We start from the raw sequence: 14,402 nt of genomic DNA, 5'->3' as shown, positions 1-14,402 counted from the left end.
ATGATGATCTTGAGGTTCGGGTAGCGAATGGAGATCTCGTCGACCACCAGCGGGTGGGCGTACTTGATCGGCGCCGTCCGCACCGGCGAGGTGCCGATGTGGAAGAGGATTGGCAGTCCGTTCCGCTCGGCCTCGCGGTAGATGGCGAGCGCACGGCTCTCGAGCGGATCGAAGACCTGGTAGTTGGCGCCCATCTTGATGCCGCGCAGGCCGAGGTCGGTTCGCGAACGTTCGATCTCATCGAGCGCTTTCGGATCATGCGGGTGGACCGACATGAAGCCGATGAGGCGGTCGGGATGGGCGATCGCAAAGGCCGAAGTGGCATCGTTGACACCCACGGCCACGTCACCCGGCTCGTTGAAGCCGTTGACACTGCCGGTGATCTCGCCCGGCGACCAGGCGACGCCGAACACGATCGACTTGTCGGCCGGCTGCTGTGCCGCGAGATAGTCGTTCCAGCTGTAGACGGAGTCGACTGAGCGGTCGGGGCGCCAAGTGTGGTGCAGTCGCCGGTTCTCCGGCGGTACGGTGTTGCGGAACTGCGGGGTGTGTGAGTGGACGTCGACAATCATGTGGTGGCTTTCTCAAGTGCGCCGAGCTCGCGCGAGATCGATTGGGCGCATTCCTCGACGGCGTGCGCGAGGTCGGTCAGGCCGGCCTGGGTCACGCGCGTGGTGGGACCGGAAATGCTCACCGCGGCGACCACCGACCCGGAGTGGTCGCGGATCGGGGCGGCAACGCAGCGCAGGCCCTGTTCGATTTCCTCGTCGTCAACGGCGTAACCGCGCGCTCGGATCTCGCTGATCTGCGCTGTGAGGCGCTCCGGATTAGTGATGGTGTGCGGCGTGTGTGGCTCGAAGCGCATCCGCGCCATCAGCCGCTGTCGAACCGGCTCATCCTGGAAGGCGAGGAGAGCCTTGCCGACACCGCTGCAATGCAGCGGATCGAGGAAGCCGACGAAGCTGGCCATGCGCATCGAGCGCGACGCATCGAGCTTGTCGACGCACAGCGCATTGTTCTCACTGAGGATCGACAGGTGAACCGTCTCCCCGGTCTTGGCCACCAGGCTTTCGAGATGCGGGCGGGCCGAGCGCCGAAGATCGAGTTCGCCCATCGCCCGTGCGCCAATGACCAGCGCCAGCATGCCCAGCCGATAGGTCTGGCTCTGCTCCTCCCGATCCAGCAGGCGCCGCGCCGTCAGCGTTGCGAGGATGCGAAAGACCGTGCTCTTGGGGAGGCCGGTGTCCGCAACGATGCCGTCAACGGTAAGCGCGCCGTTCTTCGCCGCGACTGCAGCGAGAATGTCGACGGCCCGATCCACGGATCGAATTGCGTAGCGATCATCGATAGAATTCACTAGATGAACTGATAGTTTGAGCGATGAACTCATCTCAACCGGAATCCGCTTTGACGTCAAGGGTCCGCTCTGAAGGAGCAGAGCTACCCGGGATAAGGGCGCTACCAACAGGCAAGCGGTTGACGCTCGAGCAGCTCGCCGAAAGTCCGGTAGCGGCAGCTGCGCTTGAACTGCGACGGTCCGCAAATGGCCAAAGACGGACCTGCCTGAATGCGTGCTCTTGGCCCATAGGTGGAGCCCCGCTGATTTCCGTTGGCAATCGTCATTTCAGCGTCAGCTTGGCGAGAGCGCCATATGCCGCTTCAAGGCCCATGAAGCCGCCTTCGGCAATAGTGATCGGAGCCGCGCTGTCAGCAATGGCGACCAGGAGAGTCGTTGCTGCTTCGACGTCGCCGCGGATTTCGCCGGCGGCAGCAGCGAGAGACAGGGCGCCAGCGAAGACGTCGTGCAGCTCGGTTGAGAATTTCGCCAATAGGGTGCGGCCGGAAGCGGAGAGTAGATCTTGGTCCTGCCGCAGGCGTGAGATCAGGCTCCACGGGCGGATGGGCTCTCCCCGGGCGTTGAAGCGATTGTAGCGCTGGCGGCTGAATACAAGCATCTGCTTGAGCTTTTCTGGCAGGCTTGTGCCTTCATTGGCCCATACCTTGCGCAGCGAGTCGAGCGTCGCGGCGACGTAGTCGGCCAGCACTTCGTCGATCAACTCGGCCTTCGAGCCGAAATGATAATGGATGTTAGCGCGGGTGATGCCGAGCTGCGTCGCTATCTCGGCATAGCCCATGCCGCGATAGCCGTGTCGTATCAACAGGTCCGACGCCAGTTGCTTGATGGCGCTGCGGCTTTCGCTCTCATCCATGCCCTTCCCCTAGCGCAGTTCGCTGCGGCTGCACATTGACCGTGTACTTACTTACATGTCAGTAAGTATGTATGTATCCCCGGGGGACAATATGGGCGCACCCACCGTTATTCGCCGCGACAATTTCGTTTTTGTGGGTGGCATTGTCGCCCGGGATGCTGGCGGCGCTATCGCCGCGCCGGATGTGCGGCTCCAGACCAGGCTGGTATTCGACGCGCTGCGCGACACGCTGGCCAGCGTCGGCGCCAGCATGGCCGATGTGGTCAAGCACTCGATCTATTTCAGGTGCGCGCCCGAGCAGGCGGCCATCGATGCCTTCATGGCCGATGTCGACGCGGTACGCTGTGGCTATTTCAGCTACCCCGGCCCGACGCGTACCGAACTGCGCTGCGGCCTCGATACCGAGGGCGCTCTTCTGATGCTTGATGCCTGGGTAGTGCTGGGCGGCAAGCGCGAGGTGATCGATCCCCCCGGCCATTGGGGCTGGGGCAAGGAGCAGCCCTTCATCCACGGCTGGAAGGTGGACGACATGCTGTTCATCGGCGGCCAGCGCTCGCTCGATGCCAGTGGCAAGGTGCTGGGGGTCGGCGATATCGAGATCCAGACCGATGAAACGTTCCGAAATCTCGACACCATGCTGCGCGCCGGCGGCGGCGACCGCCACAGCTTGATGCGCCAGAACACCTATTTCCGCTTCTTCGGGGAGGGTCGCGAGGTCACGACCTATTGGGAGAAGATGACCAACGTCCGGCGCCGTTACATGTCGGTGCCGTCGGCGGCGGGGGCTGGGCTGCGCATCGAGGGCATGCCGAAGATCGACGAACTGATCCAGGTCGAGGGTATCGGTGTTCTAGGCGAGAAGCGCCTGCGCCTGCAGCCGAAAAACCACTGGGACTGGAGCATCTCTAACACGCAGTTCACGCAGGGTTGGGCCAAGGGGCCGCTGATCTTCATCGGCGGCCAGATCTCGGCTGATAACAAGGCCCAGGCGGTCGGCGCGGATATGGAGACGCAGACACGCAACGTCTTCCAGTTCATCCGCAACGTACTCGCCGAGGGCCATTTCACCGAAGCCGATGTGCAGAAGCTCTATATCTACTTCCACGCCGAGGGTGACTGGGCCGAGATCGAGGCGACGCGCGACACGATTGCTCGGGTGCAGCGTGAGTTCTATCCGGACCCCGGCCCTGTGGTGACCGCCATCCGTGTTGCCGGCTTTGCATTCGAGAATCTGTTGATCGAGATTGAAGCCTTCGGGGTTAGCTGATGGCGCGCGGGGACTTTGCCGCGGAGGAGTTCCAGCGCCGGCTCTGGCTGGTGCGCGAGCAGATGCGAGCACGCGATCTCAACGCCCTTGTCGTCATTCATCCGGCGTCGATCCACTGGCTGACGGGCAGCGAGGCCAAGAGCTACCAAGAGTTCCAGTGCCTTATCGTCGGCGTGACCGATGATGCGCCGCTGGTGGTGCTGGCGCGGGCCGGCGAGGTGCATGAGTTCGAAACCGAGGCGCGGGTCGATGAAGTCGTCGGCTGGGGCGGCGGCATCACCGAGGACCCGATCGCAGCGTTCGAGGTTTTGGCGAGACGGCTTGGCCTGCTCGGCGAGAGCGTCGGGCTCGAAGTGCCTAGTTACTATCTGCACCCCTACCACTATCAACGGCTGCGCGACTTCTTCGGGAGCGAGCACCTGATCGATGCGACGATGCTGGTCGCCGAGCTCCGCATGGTGAAATCGCTGACCGAGCTAAGCTATGTGCGTGAGGCGGCGCGGCTTGCCGACATGGGCATGGACGCGTTCACCGCGGACCTGGCAGTGGGGCGTCGTGAGCTTGAGCTGGCCGGCGCCGTCTATGGCGCGCTGCTGAAGGCAGGAAGCGGCATCGCGGCAAGCCCGATCAATCTGGTGAGCGGCCCGCGTTCGGCCTATTCCCACGGCGCACCGACGGAGCGGCAGATATCCGCAGGAGATTGCGTCAACGTCGAGTTCGGCGCGACGTTCAAGCGCTATACGGCGACGATCGGCCGGCAGTTCGTCATGGGGCAGCCGACCCCCCGCATGCGCGAGCTCTACGATATCGTGCGGGCGGCAAGCGACGCGATGATCGCGCTCATCCGCGACGGGGTGGCGGCGATCGAGGTTCATGAGGCAGCGCGGCGCGTCATCGCTGCTGCGGGGCTCGAGCCCTATCGCGTGCATTTGTCGGGCTACGGGCTGGGGCCGAGCTTTCCGCCGAGCTGGGCCGAGCCGCTGCATCTGATCGATGGTGCTAAATACATCCTGCGCGCCGGCATGGTGATCACCATCGAGCCGCCGGTGTTCATCGGCGCCGAAGGGCTCGGGGTACGCATCATCGACAATGCCATTGTCACCGATACAGGCGCCGAATTGCTCGCAGCCAGCAGCCGCAAACTGATCGAGATCGGCTAGTTGCCGAGTTCGTGTGCGATCTCGGCGCAGGCGGCTTTCAGTCGCGTTAGCATGGCCTCGAAATTGGTCGGACTGCTGCGTCGGCTCACGGCCGCGACAGTGACGCAGGCGACGGCGCGATCACCGGCAATGATCGGGCAGACGATATCGGTGACCCCTATGATGTCGCGGCTCTCGTGGATGATGGCGCCCTGGTGCCGCACTTCATCAAGTTCCGCTGCGAGCGTTGTCGGGTCCGGCGGCAGCCGCATCAACGTCAGGCATTCGTCGACCATGCGCTGGCGTATGGCGGCCGGCTGGAAAGCCATCAGCACGAGACCGGAATGGGCATCGGCCAGCGGGCGCCGATAGCCGAGCTTGAGCGAAAAATTCATATCGGCACCGCCGGACGCCGCGGCGATGATGACCGTCTCGCCGCGATGCGCGACGACAAGATGGGCGGCCTGATGCACCTCGTCGGCGAAGCGCTCAACGATCGGCGCGGCGACGCTGACGAGATCGCGGGCGCGCGCAGTCTGCATACCGAGGCCGAATAGCTTGTTGGACAGGACGAGACCGTCGCCCCCTTCCTCGCGCTGCAGATAGCCGCGCCCGACCAGCACATGCACCATGCGGAAGATCTCGTTCTTGGACCGACCGAGTTCCTCGGCGATCTGGCGCGTGCCCAGCGGTTCGCTGGAGCGGGCGAGCAGCTCAAGGATATCGAGGCCCTTCTCCAAAGCGGGGGCGCTGTAACTGAGTTTGTCCTCTGCCATCCGTTTCACCAATGACTCTTGACGACAAATATGAAGCGACTGTAGCGTGGTGTCGCACTGTGATGGGTTGCTGAGCTAGCCCATTACGGCCGACTGCAGAAGGGGGCTCTGCACGGATGAACTATAATTTCAGATTTAACGCGCTCGCCCCTTACACGGGCGAGATCCTTCGCGGCATTAGCCTCACCTTGCAGCTGACCTGCCTGACCATGGCAATCGCGCTGGTGATTGGACTGTTCATGGCGCTCGCGCGCATGAGCGACAACCGAGTGCTCAACGTGGCGGCCCGCGTTTACGTCGAGGCGATCCGCAACACGCCGCTGCTGGTACAGCTGTTTATAGTGTTCTTCGGCCTGCCCAGCCTCGGTATCCGGCTCGATGCCTATTTGGCCGCAGTGATCGGGCTGTCGATCAATGTTGGCGCCTATGCCAGCGAAATCCTGCGCGCCGGCATCCAGTCGATTCGGCCAAGCCAAGTGGAAGCGGGCAGGGCGCTCGGCATGACGGCGGGCCAGACCTTCCGCAGCGTGGTGCTGTTTCCGGCGGTCAAGGCCGTCTATCCGGCACTGGCCAGCCAGTTTGTGCTGCTGTTGCTCGCCACCAGCGTGGTGTCCTCGCTCGGCGTCGGCGAACTGTTCCACCAGGCGACCTTCATCGACTCGCGTACCTACCGCTCATTCGAATCCTACGCGCTGATCACCGTGACCTATCTGGTCCTGACGCTGGGCTTTCGGGCGCTCTTCTCGCTGGTCTACTGGCTGGTGTTCGTGCGGAGGCCGCGCGCATGATCCGCGAACTAGGCCTCAATGACATCGTCTATCTGCTGGAAGCATCGCGCTGGACCGTGGCGCTGGCGCTGATCGCGATCCTGGCCGGTGGCGTGCTGGGGCTGATCGTGGCGGTGCTGCGCATCGTCAGCTTCAAGCCGGCCAACTGGCTCGCCATCGGCTACATCAATCTGATCCAGGGCACGCCGCTGCTGGGCCAGCTGTTCATCTTCTTCTTCGGCTTGCCGCTGTTCGGCATCCAGATCGGGGCGTGGGAGGCTGCAGCGCTGGCGCTGTCGATCAATGCCTCGGCCTTTCTGGGCGAAATCTGGCGCGGCAGCCTGCAGTCAGTGTCGCCGCGGCAATGGGAGGCCGGTGCCGCGCTTGGCCTCACTTACTGGCAGCGGCTCACCAGCGTGATCCTGCCGCAGGCGGTACGCATCTCGATCGCCCCGACCGTCGGCTACCTCATGCAGCTGGTGAAGGATACCTCGCTCACCGCGCTGATCGGCTTCATCGAACTGACGCGTGCGAGCCAGATCCTCAGCGCGGCCACGTTCAAGCCGCTGCAGGTCTATGGCCTCGCCGCCATCGTCTATTTCGTCATCTGCTTCAGCCTGTCGCGGCTGAGCGAGCATCTCGAAAAGAGGACTCATGCCGCTCGTTGAGATCACCGATATCCACAAGAGCTTCGGCAAGGTCGATGTGCTGAAGAATATCTCGCTCACGGTCGAGAAGGGCGAGATCGTCTCCGTCATCGGCCGCTCCGGCTCGGGCAAGTCCACCCTGTTGCGCTGCATCAACGGGCTCGAGCGGGTGCAGTCCGGCCGGATTGTCGTCGATGGCATGGAGGTGACGTCGCCGGCCACCAACATCAACGCTCTGCGCGAACGTGTTGGAATGGTGTTCCAAAGCTACAATCTGTTCCCTCATCTGACGGTCGAGCGAAATGTGACGCTGGCGCTGAAGAAGGTGCGGCGGATGAGCAACGATGCGGCGCGCGACATCGCTCGCACCATGGTCGCCAAGGTCGGGCTTGCCGACAAGCTTGGCGCCTATCCGGATGAATTGTCGGGCGGCCAGCAGCAACGCGTCGCCATCGCGCGCTCCCTCGCCATGCAGCCGACCATGATGCTGTTCGACGAGATCACCTCGGCGCTCGACCCCGAACTGGTGGGCGAGGTGCTGAAGGTGCTCGAGGAGCTGGCCCGCGAGGGCATGACCATGATGCTGGTCACGCACGAGATGAATTTCGCCAAGAACGTCGCCGACCGGGTGGTCTTCATGCACCAGGGCAATGTCCATGAGGACGGCCCGGCGCGAGACACCCTGATCGAGCCGCGTACTCCCGAACTCAGGAGCTTCCTGAGCGCGGTTCTGCACTAGACCAGACCAACTACAACCAAAGGGGACTACAATGTTGAAGCATCTTTCAAGGATCGTCTCAGCCGTGCTCCTGGCCGGCGCCGTCACCGCAGGTCCGGCCCTCTCCGCCGATCTGCAGGAGATCATCGCCTCCGGTAAGGTGAGGATCGGCGTGCCGGTGGACGTGGCGCCGTTCGGCTCCAACGACGCCAACAACCAGCCCGTGGGCCTCGATGTCGACATGGCCAACAACATCGCCAAGGCCTTGGGCGTCACGCTCGAACTGCAGCAGATTACCGGCGCCAATCGAGTGCCGTTCCTCGCGACCGACAAGCTCGATATCGTCATCGCCGCGATGGGTGCCACACCCGAGCGCGCCCTGACCATCGCCTTCACTTCGCCCTACGCGGCGCTGTCGGTAGGTGTGTTCGGGCCGGACGCCATTGCAATTACCAGTGCCGACCAGATCACCACCGAAACCATCGCGGTAGCCCGCGGCACCACGCAGGATCTGCTTCTGAGTGAGCTGGCGCCCAACGCCACCATCCAGCGCTATGACGACGACGCGACGGCGGCAGCGGCCTTCATTTCGGGTCAGGCACAGTTACTCGCCACCGCCGACATCGTCGCCAAGGATCTGATGGACAAGAACCCGGGTGCCGAGTTGAAGCCGAAGTTCCTGATGCAGTTCTCGCCCTGCTACATCGGCATCCAGCAGGGGTCGCCCGAACTGCTTCGTTGGCTCGACACCTATATCCATGTGAGCCAACTGGACGGCACCCTCTCCGCGCTGTCCGAGAAGTGGATCGGCACCAAGCTGCCGACCCTGCCTGCGATCTGATCGCAGCCGCGCGGCAGGACTGCCCTCCTGCCGCGTACCCTTATCCCTCACAGCCCTTCAGTTGGTTCCGATGACCACCGCGCGCACCACCATCGACTTCGACAAGATCGGCAAGCAGATCGGCTTCGTCGACATCCCGCATTCGCCGCATGAGGACGCCTGGGGTGCAACCCGCATCCCGCTGGCCGTCATCAGCAATGGCCGCGGCCCCACCGTGATCCTCGAGGCCGGCAATCACGGCGATGAATATGAAGGGCCGATCACCCTGGGCGAGTTGGTCCGCGAACTCGACCCCGGCCAGGTGAGCGGTCGCATCATTTTCCTTCCGGCGGTGAATACGCCGGCCGTCGACGCCGGGCGCCGCACCTCGCCGGTCGACGGGCTCAATCTCAATCGCACGTTCCCGGGTGATCCGGGCGGCACCATCACACAACAGATATCGGCCTATGTGAGCAGCGTAATTATGCCGCTTGGCGATGCGTTCGTGGATCTTCATTCCGGCGGGTCGTCGCTCAACATCCTGCCGAGCGCTATCATCGAGCCCGCCGCCGATCCGGCATTGAGGCGCCGCAACATCGATGCGGTGCTGGCCTTCGGCGCGCCGCTTACCGTTGTCATCGACAATCTGGGTGAGCCACGCACCTCGACGGCCACCGCTGTGCGCGCCGGGCTGGTCACCATCGGCACCGAGATGGCCGGTGCCGGGACAGTCTCCCTCGAAGCGCTCGATATCTGCCGGCGCGGCGTCCGCAACGTGCTGGCGCATTTTGGCGTGCTCGATGGGGCGACGGCGTCCCCGCCGGCGCGACCCGACGCGATCCTGCACATCCCCGGTCACGATGGTTATGTGCTGGCAACCACCGCCGGCGTATTCGAGCCGTTTCACCCTCTCGGTGCGCGCGTCGAAGCCGGCCAGCAGGCGGGCCGCATCCACAATCTCATCGATCCCTCGCGGACGCCGGAGATTGTGCACTATGGGGCGAGCGGCATCGTCTATGGTCGGCGTCAGCCGGGGCGTGTGGTGGCCGGCAATTGCTGCATCACCGTCGCCGCGCCCTATACGGGAGATATTTCGTGATCGTCGAACTCGACGGCATCCGCGCCGCCGAAAAGCGCATCGCCGGCAATGTCCGCCGTACGCCCGTCATGCATGCCAGTGCGCTGCGCACCGGCTTTGACGGGGGCTACCATCTTTGGTTGAAGCTTGAATTGCTGCAAGCGACGGGCTCATTCAAGGCCCGCGGCGCGACCAACAAGCTGCTGTCGCTCGACAAGGCGGCGCTGTCGCGCGGCATCGTCACCGCATCCGGTGGCAATCACGGGCTGGCCACGGCGCGCGCCGGCCAGATGGCGGGCGTTAAGGCGACGATCTTCCTGCCCACCAACGCGGCCCCCTCTAAGATCGAGAAGCTGAAGGCGTGGGACGCTGATGTGCACATCACCGGGAGCGCCTGGCACGAATCGAATGAGGCGGCGATGGCGTTCCAGCGCGACACCGGCGCAGCTTATTTCCATCCTTTCGCCGACCCGCTGGTGGTGGCGGGGCAGGGCACGGTGGGGCTTGAGTGCCTCGACCAGATTGCGGGCCTTGACGTCGTTCTCGTGGCCATGGGCGGCGGCGGGCTGGTGACCGGTGTGTCGACCGCACTCAAGGCGCTGAAGCCATCGGTGCGAATCATAGGCGTCGAGGCGGAGGGCTCGCCGGTATTGCTGCGGGCCCTCGAAGCCGGCCGCAATATCGCACTCGACAGGGTGACGACCAGCGTCGCGACCATGGCCTGCGCCAAGACTGACGACGCGATCTTTGAGGCGGTTCAGGCGCGCGTCGACGAGATTGTGCTGGTCAGCGACGACGAAATGCGCGCCGCCGCCAAATGGCTGTGGTTCGAACTTGGCCTCGCGGCTGACCTCAGCGGCGCGGCGGCAATTGCGGCCTTGCAGATGGGCCGAGTGAAGCCCGCGGCCGGTGCCGTTGTCGGCGCTATCATCTGCGGTGCAGGGTCGGACGGTTTGCTTTGATGGACCGGTCCTACGGTACTGGGTGTGAAGCCGAAGGGACGCCGTTGGGCCAAGAAAAATTCGAAGGCCCGCTTATGGTGCAAAGGGGGACACGCAATTTGAGCGCAGCTAGGCGGTCGATAGTACCGGGTCAGCGAACGGCGTGTCGGGATCGCAGACGTAGAACAGGATGGTGACGGCCGGCGCACTGCCGTCGTTGCTTCCTGTCATGTTGACATGCGGCGGCTCAACAAACACCTGGCCGGGCCCGATCGAGATCGGCTCACGTCCATCTAGCCTTAAGGTGAAGACCCCCTCGGTGACACAGACGGTCACAGGGAACCGGTGTGAGTGGTAGGGCGTGACGTCGCCCGGCTGAAGCACTGCGTGCAACACGCGCACCTCCTGCCTGTTGCCCTGCGGCAGGGTGGTCAGCACCTCCCGATGCAGCGGTGTCAGCTTGGCCAACCCCTGCTCCTTGGCCGAGCGGGTTACGCCGACATCTAGCGCGGCAATCATTGTTTCGACTGTTGCTTTTTCCATTGGCCTTCTCCTCGGTTGGTGAGTTCAGAGCTAACCGGGTAACGGGAGCGGCGCGAGCAGCAAGGTTGCGGGAGGCCGGTGCAAGAATGCATAACTGCGGCATGTTCGACTGGAACGATCTGCGGTATCTGCTGGCGGTTGCAAGGCGGGGCTCGACCCTCGCGGCCGCCCGGGAGCTTGGCGTGAATCAGTCGACGGTCCACCGTCGCGTTGCCGAACTCGAACGGAAAGTAGGGCTGCGGCTGGTCCATCGACACCCGACAGGTTACCGGCTGACCGAAATGGGAGAGCAACTGCTCCCGGCGTTCGCCGAGGTGGAAGAAAGCGTCGCGAAATTGCGACGAGCCATTCTTGGCCTCCAACACGAGCTCACCGGCACGGTCCGTCTCACTTGCCCCGAGCCGATACTTTCCCGCATCGTCGCTTCCGGCTTCGTCGATCGCTTTCATGACCGTTACCGTGGACTGAGGATCGAGTTCGTCATCAGCGATCGGTTTGTTGACCTTGCCGCCGGCGATGCCGACGTCGCGTTTCGGTCAGGCGAAGGAAGTGACGAGCGGCTGGTCGGGCGCAAGATCGCGGATTCCACCTGGGCGCTCTATGCCAGCCATGACTATGTGGAGCGCCGCGGGCAACCACACTCAATCGAGGATCTGCTGTTGCATGATCTCATCGGCTTTGATGGTTTGCTAGAGAGCCATCGGGCGACGCGATGGCTCGCAACTGCACTGCCCGGAGCGCGCATCGTGGCGCGCAACAACAGTGTTTTGGGCGTGCTGTCTGCAGTCAAGTCGGGTCTCGGCATCGCGCCGCTGCCGACACCGATCGGAGATGGAGAAGGTGAGCTGGTCCAGGTGCTTCCACCGGTTCAGGAGCTGGCGCGCGCCTGGTACCTTCTGTGTCATCCGGACCAAAGAACGACGCCTCGCGTCTCCACCTTCATCGACTTCGTCGTCGAGGAATTACCGATCCTGAGGAGGGTCCTTGGCGGGTGAGTGGCCATGCAGTCTCCGATGACCGCTTCTCGCGCAAACGGATCTCTCCTAATACCCTACACCCTTAACAGGTGGCCGCTGCCCGCTCGAACAGCGTGGTACAAGCAGTCCCGAGTATCGGATCTGCGCGCGCCACGCCCGCCGCGACAAAGCCGGGATGCGCGAGGTGGTGAAGTTGCCATTACGATGGCTATGGACAGTGGTTTGATGGGCGACACGATGTTGCTGATGGGCTATGAATGCGCGTCAGCTCGTCGCCTGGAATTTGCGCCGATTGCGCGTTGAACGCGGGCTGTCGCAGGAGAAGCTCGCCGCCGACGCGCAGGTGGATCGTGCCTATCTGGGCGGACTCGAGCGGGAGACCGAAAACCCAACCGTCGATCTGCTCGACAAAGTTGCCCAAGCGCTCGGACAGCCAGTCGGCGCGTTGTTCGCGGTTCCCAATGCAGATGCCAACCCGCCGAAGCCGCTGCCCCCCGGACGCAAGGCGCCGTCGACGAAATAGCGTCGCATTGGTTGCCCGCTAGCGCCCCACCTCGATCACGGTGACGTAGATCTGCCGGCGGTCATCGGTGAGTTCGACCGTGTAGGTGGCACTGGCTTTCAAGCGAGGTCCGGCATAGTTCGCGTAGACCTCGGCGAGGCAGGTCCTGACTCCGTTCACTTCACCGCGGTTCCTGAATGCGTCGAACGAGACCTCGGATGTGACGAGATTGTAGCCGTAGGCGGCGGGATAGCCCATGGCGAGGGTGTTGATCGGCTCGGGGAGAATCTGTTGGCGCAGGATTTGCGCGAGAGTGCTGGTCACAACGGTTTCGGAGCAACTTGGTACTGCGGTGTTCGCGAGGGATGGCCTGCTGGCAGGGGCAGCGCTCTGGTCGCGCGGCAGCAGAACATACACACCGATGGCTCCAACCAAGACTGCAGCCGGTAGCAGCGGCAACACAAGCCAGAGACTTACCCGCCTGTGGCGCTCGCCTTGCGTGTCTTGCCCTTCGATCAGCCGACCTGCGGATGCTCGGGCTCCCATGTTCCAGGGCAGACGGATTGCCTGCCAGCCGGTCACCATCAGCACCATAATGACTGCGACGGTGGTCCAGCCGATGGCAAAAATGCCCATTTGGTCCGCGGACGCTCCATTGGAGATCAGCGCCGCCCCAAACAGGTAGAGCATGAGAATGCCGAGCAGCTTTGCCGCCTTTCTCGCATGCAGATGAGGTCTAACTTCGTCTATCAAGCCTGCCGGTGGCCCGGGCGGAGACGGTGGTTCCGTCGGAGGCGGCGGCACGGATGCGCCGACCGAACCTCGCCTGCGACGAAGTTCTTTCAGGTTTTCCGAGTCGTCTTCGAGATCATAAAGCCGCTGTTTGGGCATCGGGTGCTCCGATTTTTATGTTGCCTATAGCCACCATAGTTCAACTGCTGCCGTAAAGAGGCGGAGCCGCTGTTGCCACGGAAACGCCTGTGGCTCGGATGGTCCCGCGCCTGCGCAATCGATGGCCTACTCAGGGAGATGGCACCGGCGTTAGATCAGCCGGTGCGTGAGTTGTTCGCCGTCCCTCACGAAGGGTCAGGTCGTCCCGGCCTCTGGTGTCGGCTCGCGACGGCCTTGGACGAAACAGGCTGCCGTCGACAGCGCGCTGGAACTCAGGTCCCCAGCCCTGAGGCCTCACCGAATTCCCATCTGAGCGGCGGCAGCCGTAACGCCATCGGCTGATGTCTTGCAGAACATGTACTGCTCCGGTGTGTTCATGAGCGCCAGACCGTTGCGTCGCAAGCCGTTAGCCGTTTCGTATGCGTTGGCGACATGAGCGCGCTGCTCCTCTCCGATGAAGCCAAGGATCTCTCCGAGTTCGATGTAAGCCGCCGTGGTTTTTTGCGCTGCCGCGTAACTCGAACTAAACTCTGGCCAGCCATCGGCGCATGCGCCAACTTGCACTTCGGCTGCGACTGCCACGAGCACGGAAGCAAACCCCATCTCGGGCGACAGGTTGGCGAATTCCGGCGTGGCTCTAAGGATCGCTTCGGCGCTCAAGGACAGCAGTACTGGAGCTCCTCCCTCCTGTCGCAGTGCCTCGGTCGGGTCTTCGCGCAGCGCGTCGAGGTCAAAGTGGTGAGCGCCGTTCGGGCTACGCCGCTCCTGTTGTTCGCGCCATCGGGCTTCGCTATCAATGGCCTGCTGATTGTCTCGGAGTATTTCTTCGATCTGATAATCCAGTTCCAAGCCATAGTCCGTGACGTCGCCGATGAACTCTCGTCTCAGAAGCTCGCCCTGGCGTTTCAGGTCGGCGAGCAGCTCGGTATCCTCGTCCGAAAGGGCTCCCGAAGCGGCTTTGGGCCGAAATTGATCGACCTCAGCCTTCAATGCCGCATGTCGCAAGTCGTAGCGTTCTTGCTTCTGTCGGGTCGCTGCCTGGTCCCGTATGTCCCACAGGTACTGATCGATGTAGCGGTCTACAAACCCCAGGTTGTAGGTGCGATGCGCAGGAATTCGCCTCGTA

17 protein-coding genes are annotated in these 14,402 nt (G+C 63.2%); 10 read left to right on the top strand and 7 right to left on the bottom strand.

Features of this window, described 5'->3' with window-relative positions; genetic code table 11:
* From JWQ89_RS06690 to JWQ89_RS06680, 3 genes are all read right to left on the bottom strand, one after another.
* Positions 1 to 572, bottom strand: a 572-nt coding sequence (locus tag JWQ89_RS06690) for an amidohydrolase family protein (protein WP_299639496.1), incomplete at its 3' end; no start/stop codon positions are given.
* Positions 569 to 1,321 (bottom strand): IclR family transcriptional regulator, encoded by a 753-nt coding sequence (locus JWQ89_RS06685; RefSeq protein ID WP_299639494.1) that lies wholly within the window; start codon positions 1,319 to 1,321, stop codon positions 569 to 571. The genes JWQ89_RS06690 and JWQ89_RS06685, both read right to left, overlap by 4 nt.
* Before the next feature lie 298 nt (positions 1,322 to 1,619).
* Positions 1,620 to 2,210, bottom strand: coding sequence for a TetR/AcrR family transcriptional regulator (locus JWQ89_RS06680; protein WP_299639492.1), 591 nt, complete (start codon positions 2,208 to 2,210; stop codon positions 1,620 to 1,622).
* A gap of 91 nt (positions 2,211 to 2,301) precedes the next feature.
* On the opposite strand from JWQ89_RS06680, the gene JWQ89_RS06675 reads away from it, so the two are divergent.
* Positions 2,302 to 3,477, top strand: a complete 1,176-nt coding sequence (locus JWQ89_RS06675) for a RidA family protein (protein WP_299639490.1) — start codon at positions 2,302 to 2,304, stop codon at positions 3,475 to 3,477.
* Positions 3,477 to 4,637 (top strand): Xaa-Pro peptidase family protein, encoded by a 1,161-nt coding sequence (locus JWQ89_RS06670; protein ID WP_299639488.1) that lies wholly within the window; start codon positions 3,477 to 3,479, stop codon positions 4,635 to 4,637. The genes JWQ89_RS06675 and JWQ89_RS06670 overlap by 1 nt, the downstream gene beginning before the upstream one ends.
* Here the strand turns inward: JWQ89_RS06670 and JWQ89_RS06665 are convergent.
* Positions 4,634 to 5,392 (bottom strand): helix-turn-helix domain-containing protein, encoded by a 759-nt coding sequence (locus JWQ89_RS06665; protein WP_299639486.1) that lies wholly within the window; start codon positions 5,390 to 5,392, stop codon positions 4,634 to 4,636. The genes JWQ89_RS06670 and JWQ89_RS06665 overlap by 4 nt on opposite strands.
* A 116-nt stretch (positions 5,393 to 5,508) precedes the next feature.
* Between JWQ89_RS06665 and JWQ89_RS06660 the strand changes: the two genes are divergently transcribed.
* From JWQ89_RS06660 to JWQ89_RS06635, 6 genes are all read left to right on the top strand, one after another.
* Positions 5,509 to 6,180, top strand: a complete 672-nt coding sequence (locus JWQ89_RS06660; protein ID WP_299639485.1) for an amino acid ABC transporter permease — start codon at positions 5,509 to 5,511, stop codon at positions 6,178 to 6,180.
* Positions 6,177 to 6,827 carry an amino acid ABC transporter permease gene (locus JWQ89_RS06655; RefSeq protein WP_299639483.1) on the top strand — a complete coding sequence of 217 codons (651 nt, stop codon included), beginning with the start codon at positions 6,177 to 6,179 and terminating at the stop codon, positions 6,825 to 6,827. Before JWQ89_RS06660 ends, JWQ89_RS06655 begins: the two co-directional genes overlap by 4 nt.
* Positions 6,814 to 7,545 (top strand): amino acid ABC transporter ATP-binding protein, encoded by a 732-nt coding sequence (locus JWQ89_RS06650; protein WP_299639480.1) that lies wholly within the window; start codon positions 6,814 to 6,816, stop codon positions 7,543 to 7,545. The genes JWQ89_RS06655 and JWQ89_RS06650 overlap by 14 nt, the downstream gene beginning before the upstream one ends.
* Positions 7,546 to 7,576: 31 nt before the next feature.
* Complete coding sequence (locus JWQ89_RS06645; RefSeq protein ID WP_299639478.1) at positions 7,577 to 8,365, top strand: transporter substrate-binding domain-containing protein; 789 nt, start codon at positions 7,577 to 7,579, stop codon at positions 8,363 to 8,365.
* A gap of 70 nt (positions 8,366 to 8,435) precedes the next feature.
* On the top strand, positions 8,436 to 9,443 hold the full coding sequence (locus JWQ89_RS06640) for a succinylglutamate desuccinylase/aspartoacylase family protein (RefSeq protein ID WP_299639476.1): 1,008 nt from the start codon (positions 8,436 to 8,438) through the stop codon (positions 9,441 to 9,443).
* Positions 9,440 to 10,384, top strand: coding sequence for a threonine/serine dehydratase (locus tag JWQ89_RS06635; protein ID WP_299639475.1), 945 nt, complete (start codon positions 9,440 to 9,442; stop codon positions 10,382 to 10,384). The genes JWQ89_RS06640 and JWQ89_RS06635 overlap by 4 nt, the downstream gene beginning before the upstream one ends.
* A 108-nt stretch (positions 10,385 to 10,492) precedes the next feature.
* Here JWQ89_RS06635 and JWQ89_RS06630 read toward each other — a convergent pair whose 3' ends face one another.
* Positions 10,493 to 10,906: a cupin domain-containing protein gene (locus JWQ89_RS06630; RefSeq protein ID WP_299639474.1), complete on the bottom strand. Its 414-nt coding sequence runs from the start codon at positions 10,904 to 10,906 to the stop codon at positions 10,493 to 10,495.
* A gap of 101 nt (positions 10,907 to 11,007) precedes the next feature.
* Here JWQ89_RS06630 and JWQ89_RS06625 point away from each other — a divergent pair, with 101 nt between their 5' ends.
* Positions 11,008 to 11,901, top strand: a complete 894-nt coding sequence (locus JWQ89_RS06625) for a LysR family transcriptional regulator (protein ID WP_299639473.1) — start codon at positions 11,008 to 11,010, stop codon at positions 11,899 to 11,901.
* A gap of 235 nt (positions 11,902 to 12,136) precedes the next feature.
* Positions 12,137 to 12,406, top strand: coding sequence for a helix-turn-helix transcriptional regulator (locus tag JWQ89_RS06620; protein ID WP_299639471.1), 270 nt, complete (start codon positions 12,137 to 12,139; stop codon positions 12,404 to 12,406).
* Between the two features lie 18 nt (positions 12,407 to 12,424).
* Here JWQ89_RS06620 and JWQ89_RS06615 read toward each other — a convergent pair whose 3' ends face one another.
* Both JWQ89_RS06615 and JWQ89_RS06610 read right to left on the bottom strand, forming a co-directional pair.
* Positions 12,425 to 13,276 carry a hypothetical protein gene (locus JWQ89_RS06615; protein ID WP_299639469.1) on the bottom strand — a complete coding sequence of 284 codons (852 nt, stop codon included), beginning with the start codon at positions 13,274 to 13,276 and terminating at the stop codon, positions 12,425 to 12,427.
* 294 nt (positions 13,277 to 13,570) lie between these two features.
* Positions 13,571 to 14,402 (bottom strand): hypothetical protein (locus JWQ89_RS06610; protein WP_299639467.1); only part of this gene is annotated, 832 nt, incomplete at its 5' end.

It is taken from the genome of Devosia sp. (genome assembly GCF_028290645.1).
Lineage (GTDB): Bacteria > Pseudomonadota > Alphaproteobacteria > Rhizobiales > Devosiaceae > Devosia_A.
This window is presented reverse-complemented; position numbering and strand designations above follow the sequence as displayed.